Source organism: Kitasatospora sp. NPDC059408 (assembly GCF_042751525.1).
Lineage (GTDB): Bacteria > Actinomycetota > Actinomycetes > Streptomycetales > Streptomycetaceae > Kitasatospora.
On sequence record NZ_JBHYWI010000026.1, the window covers coordinates 1 to 15,366 of the forward strand.

The 15,366-nt window shown below is 73.2% G+C and carries 9 protein-coding genes; 8 read left to right on the forward strand and 1 reads right to left on the reverse strand.

Going from position 1 to position 15,366, the window contains the following annotated elements; all coding sequences use genetic code 11:
• The first annotated feature begins 320 nt into the window (after window positions 1-320).
• The 8 genes from ACFXDE_RS18945 to ACFXDE_RS18980 all read left to right on the forward strand — a co-directional run bounded on the left by ACFXDE_RS18945 (window position 321) and on the right by ACFXDE_RS18980 (window position 14,073).
• On the forward strand, window positions 321-959 hold the full coding sequence (locus tag ACFXDE_RS18945; RefSeq protein WP_380449140.1) for a hypothetical protein: 639 nt from the start codon (window positions 321-323) through the stop codon (window positions 957-959).
• Window positions 960-1,275: 316 nt separating this feature from the next.
• Window positions 1,276-3,243, forward strand: a complete 1,968-nt coding sequence (locus ACFXDE_RS18950) for an FG-GAP-like repeat-containing protein (RefSeq protein ID WP_380495646.1) — start codon at window positions 1,276-1,278, stop codon at window positions 3,241-3,243.
• A 212-nt stretch (window positions 3,244-3,455) separates the two neighbouring features.
• Entirely contained in the window at window positions 3,456-5,027 is a 1,572-nt protein-coding gene (locus tag ACFXDE_RS18955) for an FG-GAP-like repeat-containing protein (protein ID WP_380495648.1), read from the forward strand.
• A 690-nt stretch (window positions 5,028-5,717) separates the two neighbouring features.
• On the forward strand, window positions 5,718-7,868 hold the full coding sequence (locus ACFXDE_RS18960; RefSeq protein WP_380495650.1) for a SpoIIE family protein phosphatase: 2,151 nt from the start codon (window positions 5,718-5,720) through the stop codon (window positions 7,866-7,868).
• Window positions 7,869-8,086: 218 nt separating this feature from the next.
• On the forward strand, window positions 8,087-10,714 hold the full coding sequence (locus ACFXDE_RS18965) for a SpoIIE family protein phosphatase (RefSeq protein ID WP_380495816.1): 2,628 nt from the start codon (window positions 8,087-8,089) through the stop codon (window positions 10,712-10,714).
• A 62-nt stretch (window positions 10,715-10,776) separates the two neighbouring features.
• Window positions 10,777-12,975: a glycoside hydrolase domain-containing protein gene (locus tag ACFXDE_RS18970; protein WP_380495652.1), complete on the forward strand. Its 2,199-nt coding sequence runs from the start codon at window positions 10,777-10,779 to the stop codon at window positions 12,973-12,975.
• A 17-nt stretch (window positions 12,976-12,992) separates the two neighbouring features.
• The gene (locus ACFXDE_RS18975; protein WP_380441514.1) at window positions 12,993-13,316 is read left to right on the forward strand and encodes a hypothetical protein; all 324 of its coding nucleotides are present in this window, start codon (window positions 12,993-12,995) and stop codon (window positions 13,314-13,316) included.
• 46 nt (window positions 13,317-13,362) lie between these two features.
• The gene (locus tag ACFXDE_RS18980) at window positions 13,363-14,073 is read left to right on the forward strand and encodes a hypothetical protein (RefSeq protein WP_380495655.1); all 711 of its coding nucleotides are present in this window, start codon (window positions 13,363-13,365) and stop codon (window positions 14,071-14,073) included.
• 67 nt (window positions 14,074-14,140) lie between these two features.
• Here the strand turns inward: ACFXDE_RS18980 and ACFXDE_RS18985 are convergent, their stop codons facing one another.
• Window positions 14,141-15,307, reverse strand: coding sequence for a trypsin-like serine protease (locus tag ACFXDE_RS18985; protein ID WP_380441510.1), 1,167 nt, complete (start codon window positions 15,305-15,307; stop codon window positions 14,141-14,143).
• Between the last annotated feature and the right edge of the window lie 59 nt (window positions 15,308-15,366).

Consider the following 15,366-nt stretch of genomic DNA (forward strand, 5'->3'; position numbering starts at 1 on the left):
GCGCCGATGGTACTGCAGGGGGGACCCTGTGGGAGAGTAGGACGCCGCCGAACAATCATTCAAGAGAAGCCCCATCCGGTCACCGGATGGGGCTTCTCTGTTTTTGTGCTCCGGTGCCCGCCGTTCCGGTGCCCGCCGCGGCGACCGGATGTTCCACTGACGGTCCCTCGCTGACCTGCGGCACCGGAGCCGGGGACCGTACGCCCTCCCCTTCCCGGGGAGCGGGTACGGTCCCCGGTCGTTCGCGATCGGCGTCCCGCCGTGACCGCGGAGGGCGCGGGGATTACGCGCAGGCCTCCCACCTGGGAGATCATTCGTCCATGGACACCGAGATCGACACCGAGACCCTCGTACGCACCCGCCGCTCCCTGCACGCCGTCGCCGAACTGGTCCTGGCCGGGCCGCAGTACCGCACCGACGGCACGATCCGGCTGAAGGCGAGTGCGGGCGGCTTCGCCACGTCCGTCGGGGCGGAGCTGCGCGTGGTCGGGGCGGAGCTGGTGGCGCCGGGGCAGGTGCTGTCCCTCGAATGGACCACGTGTGCCGCGCTCGGGGCGGCCCTCGGGCTGTCGGCCGGCGCACCCGCCGGGCTGTACGGGGACGGGGCGGGCCGGGCGGCCGACGACTCGATCGAGGTGGACCCGGCCGCCGCCCACCGGCTGCTGGACGGCTTCGCGGTCGGCGACGCCGCGCTGCGCGGGCTGTTCCCGGGGACGGAACCGGTCATCTGGCCCGAGCACTTCGACATCGGCGTGACCGTCGGCGACGTGAACTACGGCGTCTCGCTCGGCGACTCCTACCTCCCGTTGCCGTACGCGTACGTCGGCCCGCACACCGCGCGGGAGGGCGGCTTCTGGAACGCGCCGTTCGGTGCCGCCCGGCCGCTGGGTGCACTCGCGGGCGTCATGGGTGTGATGGCGTTCCTGGAGGAGGGGCGCCGCCTGGCCACCGGCGCCTGACGGGTCGGAGGGCTGGTGACCGAGGGCCGGTGACCCGCGGAGAGGGCTGTGATACCGCTCACGGCTACTTTCCCCGGCGGTGATTTCACGCGCCCTGATTGCCCGAAATATCAGTTTCATGGCCCTGCCGATGGCGGATTGACACCGGATTGACGGACGGTCGGGCCGACCGTCCGTCAGTTCCCGCCACCGGCCGGGATTCGGCCCGTTTGACGTACGCGAAATGCGCCCAGTAGCTTTCGGAAAGTTTGATTGAACTTTGCCAGCTCGGGGGCGTTGGCGATTCCCCGGGCATGTCGATTTACGGGGAGTTGTTTTGCGAATAAGCCGGAGACTGATAAGGCCGCTGGCGGCGGCACTGGCCGTTCCCGCCCTGGCCACGTTCTCGTCCTCGCCGGCGGCGACGGCGGCGGAGCCGGCCAAGCCGTCCGCGGCGGAGGACTTCTCCTACCCGGGCGCCGCGAAGGTCCTGGCGGACCGGAACATCACGCTCAAGGCGGGCGACGGGCACATCGTGCTCGCCGACTGCGCGTCGGGTCCGGGCCTGGTGGAGCTGTACAGCCGGGCGGCCACTCCGAGCCAGGTCTGTTTCAGGATCACCGGGCCGACGGGGTACCTGTCGCTGGAGATCCCGCAGATCTACAACATCAAGGGCGACGACCACACGATCAAGGCCACGCTGAACACCGCGGGCACGGTCAGCAGCGTCGACGTCAACAAGAACGCCTGGACCCCGGTCGGCGAGGGCGGCACCAGCGGCTCGACCACGCTGCTGGAGCTCAACGCCACCGACGGCCCCGCCGCGACGCCCGCGGCCGGGTCCAACCCGGCGATCGGCACCGTCACGGTCGGGCAGCCCGGCCACCCGGGCTCGCGCTCCTGCACCGCCACGCTGATCGCCCCGCAGTGGGTGCTGTCGGCGGCCGGCTGCTTCACCGACAAGCCGGACGACCCGAGCACCGTTCCGGCGGGCATCCCGAAGGCCCGGACCACGGTCACCATCGCCGGTCACGGGTACGACGTCTCCACGCTCGTGCCGCGGAGCGACCGCGACGTCATGATGATCCGTCTGGTCGAGCCCGCCAACGGCGTCACCCCGGTGGCCGTCGCGACGGCCGCGCCGGCCGCCGGCGAGGACCTGCAGGTGCTCGGCTTCGGCCGCACCAAGACCGACTGGCTGCCGGCCCAGTCCCACAGCGCGACGCTGACGACCGGCGCCGTGGCCTCCTCCAGCGTGGACCTCACCGCCAAGACCGCGGCCGACACCGTCTGCAAGGGCGACGCCGGTGCCCCGGTGGTGCGTGCCAGGAACGGAGGCGTCGAGCTCGCCGCCGTCGTCAGCCGTGCCTGGCAGGGCGGTTGCCTCGGTGAGACGGAGACCCGCCAGGGTGCCACCGAGACCCGGGTCGACGACATCGCCGGGTGGATCGCGGACACCCGCGACCACCGCTCGGCGACCGCGAACGAGGTCGGGGGCAGCGGTCGGCTGCGCTGGGCCGACTTCGACGGCGACGGCAAGCCCGACTACGTCACCATCGAGGACGACGGTTCGGTCAACGTGTGGCTCAACCGCGGCGGTGACGGGGCCGGCGGCTGGCAGTCGATCGGCAAGGTCGCCGGGGGCGTCACCACCGACCGCAGCCGGGTCCGTCTCGCGGACTTCGACGGGGACGGCAAGGCCGACTACTGGGTGATCAACCCCGACGGTTCGGTCAACGTGTGGCTCAACCGCGGCGGTGACGCGGCCGGTAGCGCCGGCTGGCTGCCCCTCGGCCGGGTCGCCACCGGTCTGACCACCGACCAGGACCAGGTGCGCTTCGCCGACTTCGACGGCGACGGCAAGGCCGACTACTGGCTGATCAAGCCCGACGGCTCGGTCACCGTCTTCCTCAACCGCGGCGGCGACCCGGTCGGTTCCGGTGGCTGGCAGTCCGCCGGCCAGGTTGCCGGGGGTGTCACGACCGACCGCAGCCGGGTCCGGCTGGCCGACTTCGACGGGGACGGCAAGGCCGACTACTGGGTGATCAACCCCGACGGTTCGGTCAACGTGTGGCTCAACCACGGGGGCGACACGGGCGGTGGCTGGCAGCCCCTCGGCCGCGTCGCGACCGGCCTGACCACGAACCAGAACTCCGTCTACTTCACGGACTTCACGGGCGACGGCAAGGCCGACTACCTCTGGAACCCCGGTGACGGCAGCACCCGCGGGTTCGCCAACAAGGGCGGCGACCCGGCCGGTCCGAACGGCTGGGCGGACCTCGGCAAGATCGCCAGCGGCGCCTGACCCCGTCCCGCCCGGATCCCAGGCGCCTGACTGCGATGCGCCTGACCCCGGCAGGGGGTGACGGCCGGCCCGGCCCGGCCGTCACCCCGGTCGCCCCACGGCCGGCCGCTCCCCCCGCCGCACGGCGCGCGGAGCGGCCGGCCCACCTCGTGCACCACGTACCCCACGGCCGGCCAGCGCGCCGGCCCCTTTCGAAGGCCGTACTCCCTGCCATGAAACCTCGCGTTCCCCGGGCACTGGCGGCGCTCCTCGCCGTGACCGGCGTCGGCCTCGGCCTGGCCCCGACCACCGCCCAGGCCGCCACCCGGCCCTCACCTCCACTGATCAAGGTCATGCCGCTCGGCGACTCCATAACCTGGGGGGCCGGCAGCCGCAGCGGTGACGGCTACCGCGCGCCGCTGATGGACCTGACCGCGCACCAGTCCCCTTACACCATCGACATGGTGGGCTCGAACTCCTCCGGCACCCAGGTGGACCCGGACAACGAGGGCCACAGCGGCTACAAGATCCGGCAGATCCGCGCCGGAATCGACCAGTGGCTGACCGCGGCCGACCCGGACGTCGTCCTGCTGCACCTGGGGATCAACGACGTCAAGTTCGACAAGACCGACCCGGTCACGGCCGCCACCGCGCTGTCCGAGCTCGTCGACCGCATCTACACCGACAAGCCGCGGGTGACCGTCGTCATCCAGGGCCTGCTCACCGCCACGCCCGGGCTCGAACAGCAGACCGCCGAGTTCAACCGCACGATCGCCGCCCTGGAGGCCGACCGGCAGCGGGCCGGCCGGCACGTGCGCTACGTGGACCCGGCCGACCTCGACGCCGCCCACGACCTGCCCGACCAGCTGCACCCCAACGACGACGGCTACCGCAAGATGGCCCAGGTCTTCCACACCGCCCTCGACCGCGTCGTCGCCGACGGCTGGGCGCCGCGCCCCGCCGTCCCGCGCGCCGGCACCGAGGCCGGGGACAGCGGCCGGGTGCGCTGGGCCGACTTCGACGGCGACGGCAAGCCCGACTACGTCACCATCGAGGACGACGGTTCGGTCAACGTGTGGCTCAACCACGGCGGCGACCCGGCCGGCTCCGGCGGCTGGCAGTCCCTCGGCCGGGTCGCCACGGGTGTCACGACCGACCGCAGCCGGGTCCGGGTGGCCGACTTCGACGGCGACGGCAAGGCCGACTACTGGGTGATCAACCCCGACGGTTCGGTCAACGTGTGGCTCAACCGCGGCGGCGACGCGGCCGGTTCCGGCGGCTGGCAGCCGATCGGCAAGGTGGCCACCGGTCTGACCACCGACCAGGACCAGGTGCGCTTCGCCGACTTCGACGGCGACGGCAAGGCGGACTACTGGCTGATCAAGCCCGACGGCTCGGTCACCGTCTTCCTCAACCGCGGCGGCGACCCGGTCGGTTCCGGCGGCTGGTACGGCCTCGGCCAGGTGGCCACGGGTGTCACGACCGACCGCAGCCGGGTCCGGCTGGCCGACTTCGACGGGGACGGCAAGGCCGACTACCACGTCATCAACCCGGACGGCTCCGTCTCCACGTGGCTCAACCGGGGCGGTGACGGCCACGGCGGCTGGCAGTACATCGGTCGGACCGCCACCGGCGTGACCACCGATCACACCAGCGTCCAGCTGGTCGACTTCACCGGCGACACCCACGCCGACTACCTCAGGACCGACCCGGCGGGCCACGTCACCGCCTACGCCAACAACGGCGGCGACCCGAGCGGCCCGGACGGCTGGACCGGCCTCGGCCAGATCGCCGGCGGAGCTTGAGCGGCGGCGCCTGACCGACGGGGCCTGACCGACGGGGCGTGACCAGGGGGTGGTGGCAGATGCCGCCGCCCCCTTCCTCGTGGTCGGAGGCCGGCTCCCCGGCGCGGGAGGCGGCTGCGGACGGCCCGGGCGGCGTCCGTGCCGTCGAGGAGGGTGGGCAGCGGGGCGGTGAGGGTCTCGACGTCCTCTGCCGTCAGGCGGGTGCCCATCTCGCCGGTGAGGCGGGAGGCCGCCTCGCCCGGCTGGGCGGCCAGGGCGCGGCCGGCGTCCGTGAGGTGGATCAGGACGGCGCGCTCGTCCTGCTCGTGCGGGACGCGGCCGGCGCCGGCCGCGCCGGACCAGGGCGTCGACGAGTCGGCTGGGGCTGCCCTCCGCAGACCAGCAGACGGCCCGGGGCGGCCAGGGCGACCGGCCGGGGGATGGCGAGCGGGATCCGGTAGAAGGGCGGCCGGGCCGGTCGGGGCGTGCGGGACGGCGCAGGGCGGTGCCGGCCGGGGATCGGCAGTCGGGTCGTCGGCGGTGGTGGTCACGCCGTCCGGGGCGTCGGGGAGGCAGGGAGGCGGCGCCGCGGGCGGCGCCGGGCGGGATCCGGTAGCCGGGGTCCGCGGTGGTTCCCGGCGGCGACGGGACGTACGGCGCCCGGCCGGGCCACTATGGGAGGGGGCCGGTCGGCCGAATGGGGTAATCGTGATGGGCGTGGCACGGCAGGCGTCCCCCGAGGACGCGGGGACGGCGGCGGAGCCGGGCCTGGAGGCCGTCGGGCAGGTCCTGCGGTCGGCGCCGGAGCGGCTCGGCGCGCACCTCGGCGGGGTCTACCTGCTGTCGGAGGACCGGCAGGTGCTCGAACTGGCCATGACGCTGGGGGCCGTGCGGCAGTTCACCAGGCCGTGGCAGCACATCGGCATGACCGCGCCGATCCCGGTGGTCGACGCGGTGCGCGGCGGCCGGACGGTGTGGGTGGCCGGCGCGGAGGAGCTGGCGCGCCGGTACCCGAGGGTCGCGGTCGCGATGCCGTACGCGTTCTGCCTGGCCGCCGCGCCGCTCGTCGCGCGCGGGACGACGTACGGGGCCCTGTTCGTGCTGTGGCCCGCCGCGCACGCCCCCGAGCTGTCGCCCTGGGAGCGCGGCGCGCTCGACGCGCTCGCCGGACGCCTGGCCCAGGTAGTGGCGGACGCCGCCGACGCCGGGCGGCCGGTCCGTCCGGGCCCGCGCCCGGCGGTGGCGGAGCGGCGTCCGGTCGAGCCGGTCGCGGCGATGGCGGCGCGGCTCCCGGAGGGCCTCTGCGCGCTGGACCTGGACGGCCGGCTGGCCGCCGTCACCCCGGCCGCCGCCGAGCTGCTCGGGGAGCCGGCCGAGCGGCTGCTGGGCCTGCGGCCGTGGGCGGTGCTGCCGTGGCTGCGCGATCCGGTGTACGAGTACCACTGCCGGGCGGCGGTGATCAGCGGGCAGTCGGCGGCGTTCGTCGCCGTCCGGCCGCCGGACCGCCGGCTGTCGTTCGAGCTGTTCCCGGACCCGACCGGCCTCACCGTCCGGATCGCCCCGGTCGCCCCCGTCGCCCCGCTCACCGCCGTCGCCGGCACCCGCCGGGAGCGGCCCGCGGGCACGGCGGCCGACCGGGCGGTGCAGGCCCGGCCCGGCGCGCTGTACCACCTGCTCCACCTGGCCAGCGCGCTGACCGAGGCGATCAGCGTGCAGGACGTCGTGGCCATGGTCGCCGAGCAGATCGTGCCGGCCTTCGGCGGCCGGGCGGTGGCGGTGCTGCTGGCCGAGGGCGGCCGGCTGCGCATCGCGGGCCACCGCGGTTACCCGCCCGGCCTGGTCGACCAGTTCGACGGCACCCCGCTGACCGAGCCGACGCCCGGCGTCCGGGCCTCCACCCACGCCGTGCCGGCCTACTTCGAGAGCCGCGCGGAGCTGGAGCGGCTCTACCCGGGCCGGCACGAGACGCAGGACGGGATGGCCGCGTGGGCCTACCTGCCGCTGGTGACCTCGCGCCGACTGATCGGCACCTGCGTGCTGGCCTTCGCCGAGCCGCACCGCTTCGACCTGGAGGAGCGGGCCGTCCTCACCTCCCTCGGCGGGCTGATCGCCCAGGCGCTGGACCGCGCCCGGCTGTACGACACCAAGCTCGGCCTGGCCCACGGCCTCCAGGAGAGCCTGCTGCCCCGGGCGCTGCCCGCCGTGCCGGGCCTGGACGTCCGCGCCCGCTACCTGCCCGCCACCGAGGGCATGGACGTCGGCGGCGACTTCTACGACCTCCTGCGGGTCGGGCCCGACGACGTCGCCGTCGTCATCGGCGACGTCCAGGGCCACAACGTCAACGCCGCCGCGCTCATGGGCCAGGTCCGCACCGCCGTGCGCGCCTTCGCGTCCGCCGACGCCGACCCGGGCACCGTGCTGTGCCGCACCAACCGCCTGCTGGCCGACCTGGACACGGCGCTGCTGGCCAGCTGCGCCTACCTGCGCGTCGACCTCGCCCGGCGCGAGGCCCGGCTGGCCGACGCCGGGCACCCGGCGCCGCTGCTGTACGGGCCGGACGGCCGGGCGGAGGTGCTGGAGCCGGACGTCGGGATGGTGCTGAACGTCGACCCGGCCGCCGAGTACCCGCAGATCTCCGTCCCCCTGCCGGTCGGCACCACGCTGGTCCTGTACACCGACGGCCTGGTCGACACCCCCGGGGCCGATCCCGACCGGGCGCTGGCCGGCCTCGTCGCGACGCTGGCCCGGCGCGGCGCAGAGCCGCTCGACCGGCTGGCCGACGCACTGATCGACCGGGCCGGGCACGGAGAGCACCGCACCGACGACGTGGCGCTGCTGCTGGTCCGGTCCGTTCCGCGCTGAGCCCGTGCGCCGGCCCACACGACGTTCCCGTCCGACGTTTCCGCCCGCGCCCGGGGCGGGATCATGGGGGTATGGCCGCGGACCAGGGCCCCACGCCCCGGCTGCCCCCGGGCCGACCGGGTGGCCGCCGGGAGCGGCGACACCCGAATCCGGTACCGCGGGAACCTCCGGCGCGGCGCCCGCGGTCGGTGCTGGGGATCCGCAGCGTCGCCGGCCAGATGTTCGTCCTCCAGGTGCTGATCGTCCTGCTGCTCGTGGTGGTGGCCGTCGTGGCGCTGCTGGTGCAGTCCCGCAGCGACCGGTTCGACGCGGCCCGTGACCGCTCGCTCGCTGCCGCCGAGAGCTTCGCCCACGGTCCGGGCCTGGTGGCGACGATGGAGGGGCCGAATCCCAGCGCCGTCCTCCAGCCGCTGACCGAGGCGGCCCGCAAGGCGGCCATGGTCGACTTCATCGTGGTCACCGACCGCAACGGCATCCGCTACACCCACCCCGAGCCGCAGCTGATCGGCAAGAAGTTCGTCGGCACAATCGGTCCTTCGCTGGAGGGCAAGGTCACCGTCGAGCAGGTGCACGGGCCGCTCGGCCAGGAGTACCAGGTCGTCGTGCCGGTCGAGGACTCCGCCGGCGCCGTCGTCGGCATCGTGTCCTCCGGGATGAAGGTCGCCAACGTCAGCAGCGCGATCGACCGCCAGCTGCCGGTCGTCCTCGGGGCCGGCGCCGTCGCGCTCGGCGTCGCCACGGGCGGGACGGCGCTGGTGGGGCGGCGGCTCCTGCGCCAGACCCACGGCCTGGGGCCGGAGGAGATGACGCGGATGTACGAGCACCACGACGCCGTGCTGCACGCGGTGCGCGAGGGCGTGGTGATCGTCAGCGGGGACGGCCGGATCCTGCTCGCCAACGACGAGGCGCGGCGGCTGCTCGACCTGCCCGCCGACGCGGAGGGGCGCGCCGTCACGGACCTCGGCCTCGCCGCGCGCACCGCCGAACTGCTGGTGTCCGGCCGCGAGGTGAGCGACGAGGTGCTCCCCGTCGGCGAGCGCCTGCTGGCCGTCAACACCCGGCCCACCGACAGCGGGGACGGCCCGGCCGGCAGCGTCACCACGCTGCGCGACTCCACCGAGCTTCGCGCCCTCGCGGGGCGGGCCGAGACCGCCCGCGGCCGGCTGCGGATGCTCTACGACGCGAGCGTCGCCATCGGCACGACGCTGGACGTGCGGCGCACCGCGGACGAGCTCGCGGGGATGGCCGTCCGGGAGTTCTGCGACTTCGCGACCGTCGACCTCGCCGAGGCGGTCCTGAGCGGTGAGGAGCCGCGGACGCCGGCCGTCGGCGAGCCGGTCGAGCTGCGGCGGGTCTCGGTCGACGGGATCAGGGACGACTCGCCGCTGTACCCGCGGGGGGAGCTGGTCCGGTGGGCCGGGAGCACCCCGCAGGCGGAGGGCTTCGTCGGCGGGCGCTCCACGCTGGTGCCCGAGCTGGCGGCCGACGCGGGGTGGCGGCGGCAGGACACCGAACGCACCCAGGCGGTGCTGGAGTTCGGCCTGGGCTCGCTGATCGCGGTGCCGCTGACGGCGCGGGGCGTGCTGATGGGCGTCGCGTGCTTCTGGCGCGGCCGGGAGCGGGGTCCGTTCGAGGAGGACGACCTGTCGCTGGCCGAGGAGCTGACCGCGCGGGCCGCCGTGTCGGTCGACAACGCCCGCCGTTTCACGCGCGAGCACACGATGGCCGTCACGCTCCAGCACAGCCTGCTGCCGCGGGCCCTGCCCGAGCAGAGCGCCGTCGACGTCGCCCACCGCTACCTGCCGGCCCAGGCGGGGGTCGGCGGGGACTGGTTCGACGTGATCCCGCTGCCGGGCGCCCGGGTCGCGCTGGTCGTCGGCGACGTGGTCGGCCACGGCCTGCACGCCGCCGCGACCATGGGCCGGCTGCGCACCGCCGTCCAGAACTTCTCCACCCTCGACCTCCCGCCGGACGAACTCCTCGGGCACCTGGACGAGCTGGTCACCCACATCGACCAGGAGACGGCGGATTCCGACGGGGAGCACGCGATCACCGGCGCGACGTGCCTCTACTGCATCTACGACCCGACGACCGGGATCTGCGCCCTGGCCCGGGCCGGGCACCCGCCGCCCGCGCTCGTCCACCCGGACGGGACCGTGGAGCTGCCGGTGCTGCCGGCCGGTCCGCCGCTCGGTCTGGGCGGAATGCCGTTCGAGGCCGCGGAGTTGCGGCTGGCCGAGGGCAGCAGCCTGGTGCTCTACACCGACGGCCTCATCGAGGACCGCACCCGCGACGTCGGGGTCGGCCTGGACCTCCTCACCGAGACCCTCGGCCGTCCGGGCCGCTCGCCCCAGGAGGTCTGCACCGCCGTGCTCGACGTCCTGCTGCCCGCGCGGCAGAGCGACGACATCGCGCTCCTCGTCGCCCGCACCCGGGTGCTGGCGCCGGAGCGGATCGCCGGGTGGGAGGTCAGCGCCGAGTTCGAGGCGGTGGCGGAGGTCCGCGCCGAGGCCGTCCGGCGGCTCGGCGACTGGGGCCTGGACGAGGCCGGGTTCGTCACCGAGCTGGTGCTCAGCGAGCTGGTGACGAACGCCATCCGCTACGGGACCGGGCCGATCCGGGTGCGGCTGCTGTACGACCGCGCGCTGATCTGCGAGGTCTCCGACACCGGCAGCACCTCCCCGCACCTGCGCTACGCGGCCGACGAGGACGAGGGCGGGCGCGGCCTGTACCTGGTGGCCCGGCTCACGGACCGCTGGGGCGTGCGCTACACCGCCGAGGGCAAGATCATCTGGGCCGAGCAGTTCCTGCAATCCGATCGCCAAGACCAGGAAAAGCCCTGGTAAAGTTCGTGGCCGTGCCGCGGCGGAGGAGCCGTGGCGAGGCGCGAACGGGGGGATCGCAGCCCATGGCTGACGAGATGGTCCGGCTGGCTCAGAGGTTCGTCAACACGACCTACAACAACGGTGCCACGCTTGGGATTTCGAAGCTTGACGAGGACGGCCGCACCGGCTGGACGGTGATGTACGCGCTGACCCGCGCGCTCCAGTACGAGATGGGGATCACCTCCCTCTCGAACTCCTTCGGCCCGACCACGCTGTCGACGCTGCAGGCCAAGTACCCGAAGCTGGACGAGACGACCGTCCCGTCCGCGAACTTCTGCCGGATCCTGCAGGCCGCCCTGTACTGCAAGGGCTACGACGGCGGCGAGATCGACGGCACGTACAACGGCCGGGTCAGGGCGGCGGTCGCCAAGCTCAAGCTCCACATGGGCCTCGACGGGGTGTTCCCGGGCAGCTCGCTCGAACCCAAGGTCGTCAAGGGCCTGCTCACCATGGACGCGTACGTCACCGTCGGCGACGGGACGGACGGCATCCGGGCCATCCAGCGCTGGCTGAACGGCCGTTACGTCAACCGCAGGGACTTCTTCGTGATCCCCTGCGACGGGCACCACTCGCGGGACGTCGCCAAGTCGATGCTCCTCGCGATCCAGTACGAGATCGGCATGGCCGACGGCACCGCCAACGGCGCGTTCGGGCCCGGCACCCAGGCGGGGCTCAAGAGCCACAGCGTCTCGGCCGGCGCCACTGGCACCTGGCCCATGCTGTTCACGGCGGCGATGGTCCTCAACCGGCGGGACGTCGCGTTCGGCGACTTCACGGCCGCCGTGAAGAGCGGGGTCGAGGCGTTCCAGTCCTTCGTCAAGCTGCCGGTCACCGGCGTCGGAGACTTCCAGACCTGGGCCTCGCTGCTCGTCTCCTACGGCGACCAGAGCCGGCGCGGCAGCGCTTGCGACGGCGTCACCAAGATCACCCCGGCCCGCGCGCAGGCCCTCAAGGACGCCGGCTACCAGTACGTCGGCCGGTACCTGTCCAACCCGTCGACCACCAGCCTGCCGGAGAAGCAGATCCAGCCCGGCGAGCTGGACACCATCAGGCAGTACGGGCTGCGCTGCTTCCCGATCTACCAGACGTGGAGCCGGTCGGCCGACTACTTCAGCTACAACCAGGGCACCAGCGACGCGTTCCGCGCGATCGAGTGGGCGCGCTTCCACGGTTTCAAGGCCGGCACGACGATCTACTTCGCGGTCGACTACGACGCCATGGACGGCGAGGTCAGCACGTATGTCATCCCGCACTTCCGCGGCGTGCACCACACCGTGAGCGAGAACTCGTCCTACCAGGTCGGTGTCTACGGGCCGCGCAACGTGTGCCAGCGGGTGGCCGACGCGGGCTTCGCCCGGACCAGCTTCGTCTCCGACATGTCCAGCGGCTTCTCCGGCAACCTCGGCTACCCGATGCCGAGCAACTGGGCGTTCGACCAGATCGCCACCGTCACGGTGGGCAGCGGCGCGTCGGCCATCGAGATCGACACCGACATCGCCTCCGGCCGGGACACCGGCCAGGGCGACTTCGACCCCGGCGCCGGCACCGTCGCCGGGCTCGACACCGACCTCGACAAGACCGCCTACCGCGACGCCATGCTGCGCGACGTGCAGGGCTACCTCACCTCGATCGGCGTGCCGGAGACCGGCGGCGACGGCTGGACGGACAAGGACTGGGCCACCCTCGGCGGCGTCTCCACCACCAAGGCCTTCGACCTCGTGCTCAGCGCCGACTGGCTGTTCACCGCGCTCGCCCGCGAGTTCAAGCTGCGCAAGGCGCTGATCCAGGCCCCCGTGCTGTGGGAGCTGCGCAAGCTCAACGCGCTCGACGTGGCCGCCGACGCCGCCGTCCGCAACGGCCTCAAGGACGACTGCAGCACCGGCTGGGGCCAGATCTTCGCCCGGATCGCCATCGAGGCCCGCAACCACTGCCTGAGCGAGGGCCTGATCAACGGGACGAAGCTCACCGAGGCCAACCTGCGGGAGGTCTGGGACAACCTCCAGGACCCGGCCTACAACATCCGCTCGGTCACCTACCTGACGATCTACAACTCCCGCCAGCTCGGCATCGCCCGGCCCGGACTGACCACCGGCCAGGCCGACACCCAGGCACTGCTCGCCCGCTACAACGGCCTCGGCGACGCGGCGCAGCAGTACGGCCGCGAGCTGATCGGGCTGTACAACGTGCTGGAGAACTACAACCTGCTGTCGCGCAGCAAGTGAGCCCGGGGCACGAGCACATGCGCACGTACTCGCCGGCCGCCGCCGCCCTGAACCTGCTGCTGGGGCTGCCCGCCGTTGTGCCGGTCTGGCTGCTCTGGTACTTCGCCGCCAACTGGCCGCTCGCCGCCCTGGGTTGGACCACGCGGGAGCCGACCGAGAACGACGGCGTCCTGCCGATGCTGCTGGTCCTGGTCCCGGTGGTGGGGGTGTTCACGCTGCTGTGGTGGCTCGCCAACCGGGCCGTGCGGCGGCGGACGGCCCCGGGCTCGGGCCGGGCGTACTGGCCGGTGAGCGCGCTGCTGCTGCTCGTGCCCACGCTCGTGCTGATCGTCGTTCTGTAGCAGACGGCGTTCCCGGAAGACGGAAGACATAGGGGGACACAAGGAAATGGAAGACGTGCAGATCGGATTCACGCGGCGGGCCGCGGTCAAGGGTGCCGCCGTCGTCGGCGCTGCCACGGCCCTGGGCGCGCTGCTCCCCGGCACCGCCTCGGCGGCGCCGTCGAAGGGGACGGCCGAGCCGGGCGTCCCGGCGAAGAAGCTCCCGACCAGTGCCAACGGCTGGACGATCGAGAAGGAGGCGAACCACGTCTCCACGGTCTGGACCCGCCCGGTGGCCGGCACCGGCCTCACCGTCGACATCCGGATCGGTGACGCGGAGGAGATCCTCGTCCACGTGATCCGGCGCTTCCACTACGAGGTGGAGGAGCTCCCGAGCGGCGACCTGCTCGGCTGGCAGGCGATCGGCGGCCTGCGCGCGGGCGCCGCGGAGTCGAACCTCGCCTCCGGCACCGCCGTGCGCATCCGCCCCGGCGCCTCGGCGAAGGGCGGGCTCTTCGCCCACCAGGAGCTGGTGCTGCGGGACATCCTCGCCGAGTGCGAGGGCGTCGTGCGCTGGGGTGGGGACGACGCCGAGGTGGACGAGTCGCTGTTCTACCTCGTCCCCGGCCCGGAGGACCGCCGGGTGCGGCAGCTCGCCGACCGCCTGCGCGGCTGGGGCGCCCGTCCCGGCGAGGGTGCGGGCACCCCGGTGGACGTGCTCGCCCCGGCCCGCCGCAGCGAGGCCGACCGGCTCGCCCGGGCGCAGCGCGCGTCCTGACGGTCCGTCAGCGCGGCCCGGCCCGCCGTCGCGCAGGGGCGACGGCGGGCCGGGCGTCCGTGAGGGGTCACCAGAACTGCTGGTTGGTCCATCCGTTGCAGTCCCACAGCTGGACCTTCATCCCGTTGTGGTAGCCGCCGGATATGTCCGCGTCGAGGCACTTGTTGTTGTAGGCGCTCTTGATCGTGTAGCCGTCGATGATCCAGGTCTCGTTCGGGGCGGTCCAGGTGTGGCAGGGCTGGAGGAGCACCGGCATCCCGTTGTAGCTCCCGTGGCTGATGTCGGCGCTCATGCAGTAGTTGTTGCGGTCGTTGAAGATGTGGTCCTTCAGCGTGTACCAGAACTGGTTGCGCCAGCCGTTGCAGTCCCAGAGCTGGACCTTCATCCCCGGGACGTGGTCGCCGTTGGCGACGTCCCCGTCCATGCACTTGCCGTTGACGTAGAAGGGCGCGTGGTCGCGGTCCTCCTTCATCTGCTGGATCCAGTTGGAGAACGCGGCGACCCGGGTGTAGGTGCCGGGGTAGCCGGCCTGGTCGCAGCCGTTGTTGCCGCCGCCGGAGATGATCCCGATGACCCAGCCGTTGCGGATCAGCGGACCGCCGCTGTCGCCGTTGCAGGCGTCGTGCTTGGCGTCGCCGGCGCAGATCATCTGGCCGACCCGGTACATGCCGCCGTAGGGGCGGGTGCAGGCCGAGTCCGGCAGGATCGGGACCATCGACGAGCGGAGCCGCTCCCGGGGGTCGCCGTGGCTGTCGACGTTCTCCAGTGACCAGCCGAGGATCAGGCCCTGCCCGCTGAGGGTCTCGTCGGCCGGGATGTGCGCGAACGGGATCGTCGGCACGCCGACCATCGAGTTCTGCAGCGTCACCACGGCGACGTCGCCCTGGTGGATGTCGTACGTCTTCCAGGGACCGGTCTCCTGGTCGGGGTAGAACTGGGGGCTGATGTCGATCCGGGCGATGCGGTAGGCGGTGCCGCCCTGGAGGATGTTCGTCTGCCCCTGCACGACCGCGGAGTGGTCGATCTTGCTCTGGTACTCCCGGCCGCAGTGCCCGGCCGTCAGGACCTTGTCCGGCGCGATCAGGACGCCGCCGCAGCTGTAGCTGAAGAGCGGGTACTTGCTGGTGTCCTGGAAGTGGACCATCCACGGGTACTGCCCCGTCGTGGCCGGTCCGCCGCCGGTGACCGCCGTCGCGGGGGTCGCGATCCCGGCGAAGGCCAGCGTCAGCAGCATCGAGACGGCGACCACTGCTGCCCGGAGTGCCCTCCGTGCGAGGGAGTTCGATGCTTTCG

Excerpts from the sequence above, each read along its gene's own strand:
- ACFXDE_RS18965 (WP_380495816.1), top strand. The coding sequence starts at position 8,087 with ATGTTCGTCCTCCAGGTGCTGATCGTCCTGCTGCTCGTGGTGGTGGCC.
- ACFXDE_RS18955 (WP_380495648.1), top strand. The coding sequence starts at position 3,456 with ATGAAACCTCGCGTTCCCCGGGCACTGGCGGCGCTCCTCGCCGTGACC.
- ACFXDE_RS18970 (WP_380495652.1), top strand. The coding sequence starts at position 10,777 with ATGGCTGACGAGATGGTCCGGCTGGCTCAGAGGTTCGTCAACACGACC.
- ACFXDE_RS18980 (WP_380495655.1), top strand. The coding sequence starts at position 13,363 with ATGGAAGACGTGCAGATCGGATTCACGCGGCGGGCCGCGGTCAAGGGT.
- ACFXDE_RS18975 (WP_380441514.1), top strand. The coding sequence starts at position 12,993 with ATGCGCACGTACTCGCCGGCCGCCGCCGCCCTGAACCTGCTGCTGGGG.
- ACFXDE_RS18985 (WP_380441510.1), bottom strand. The coding sequence starts at position 15,307 with ATGCTGCTGACGCTGGCCTTCGCCGGGATCGCGACCCCCGCGACGGCG.
- ACFXDE_RS18945 (WP_380449140.1), top strand. The coding sequence starts at position 321 with ATGGACACCGAGATCGACACCGAGACCCTCGTACGCACCCGCCGCTCC.
- ACFXDE_RS18960 (WP_380495650.1), top strand. The coding sequence starts at position 5,718 with ATGGGCGTGGCACGGCAGGCGTCCCCCGAGGACGCGGGGACGGCGGCG.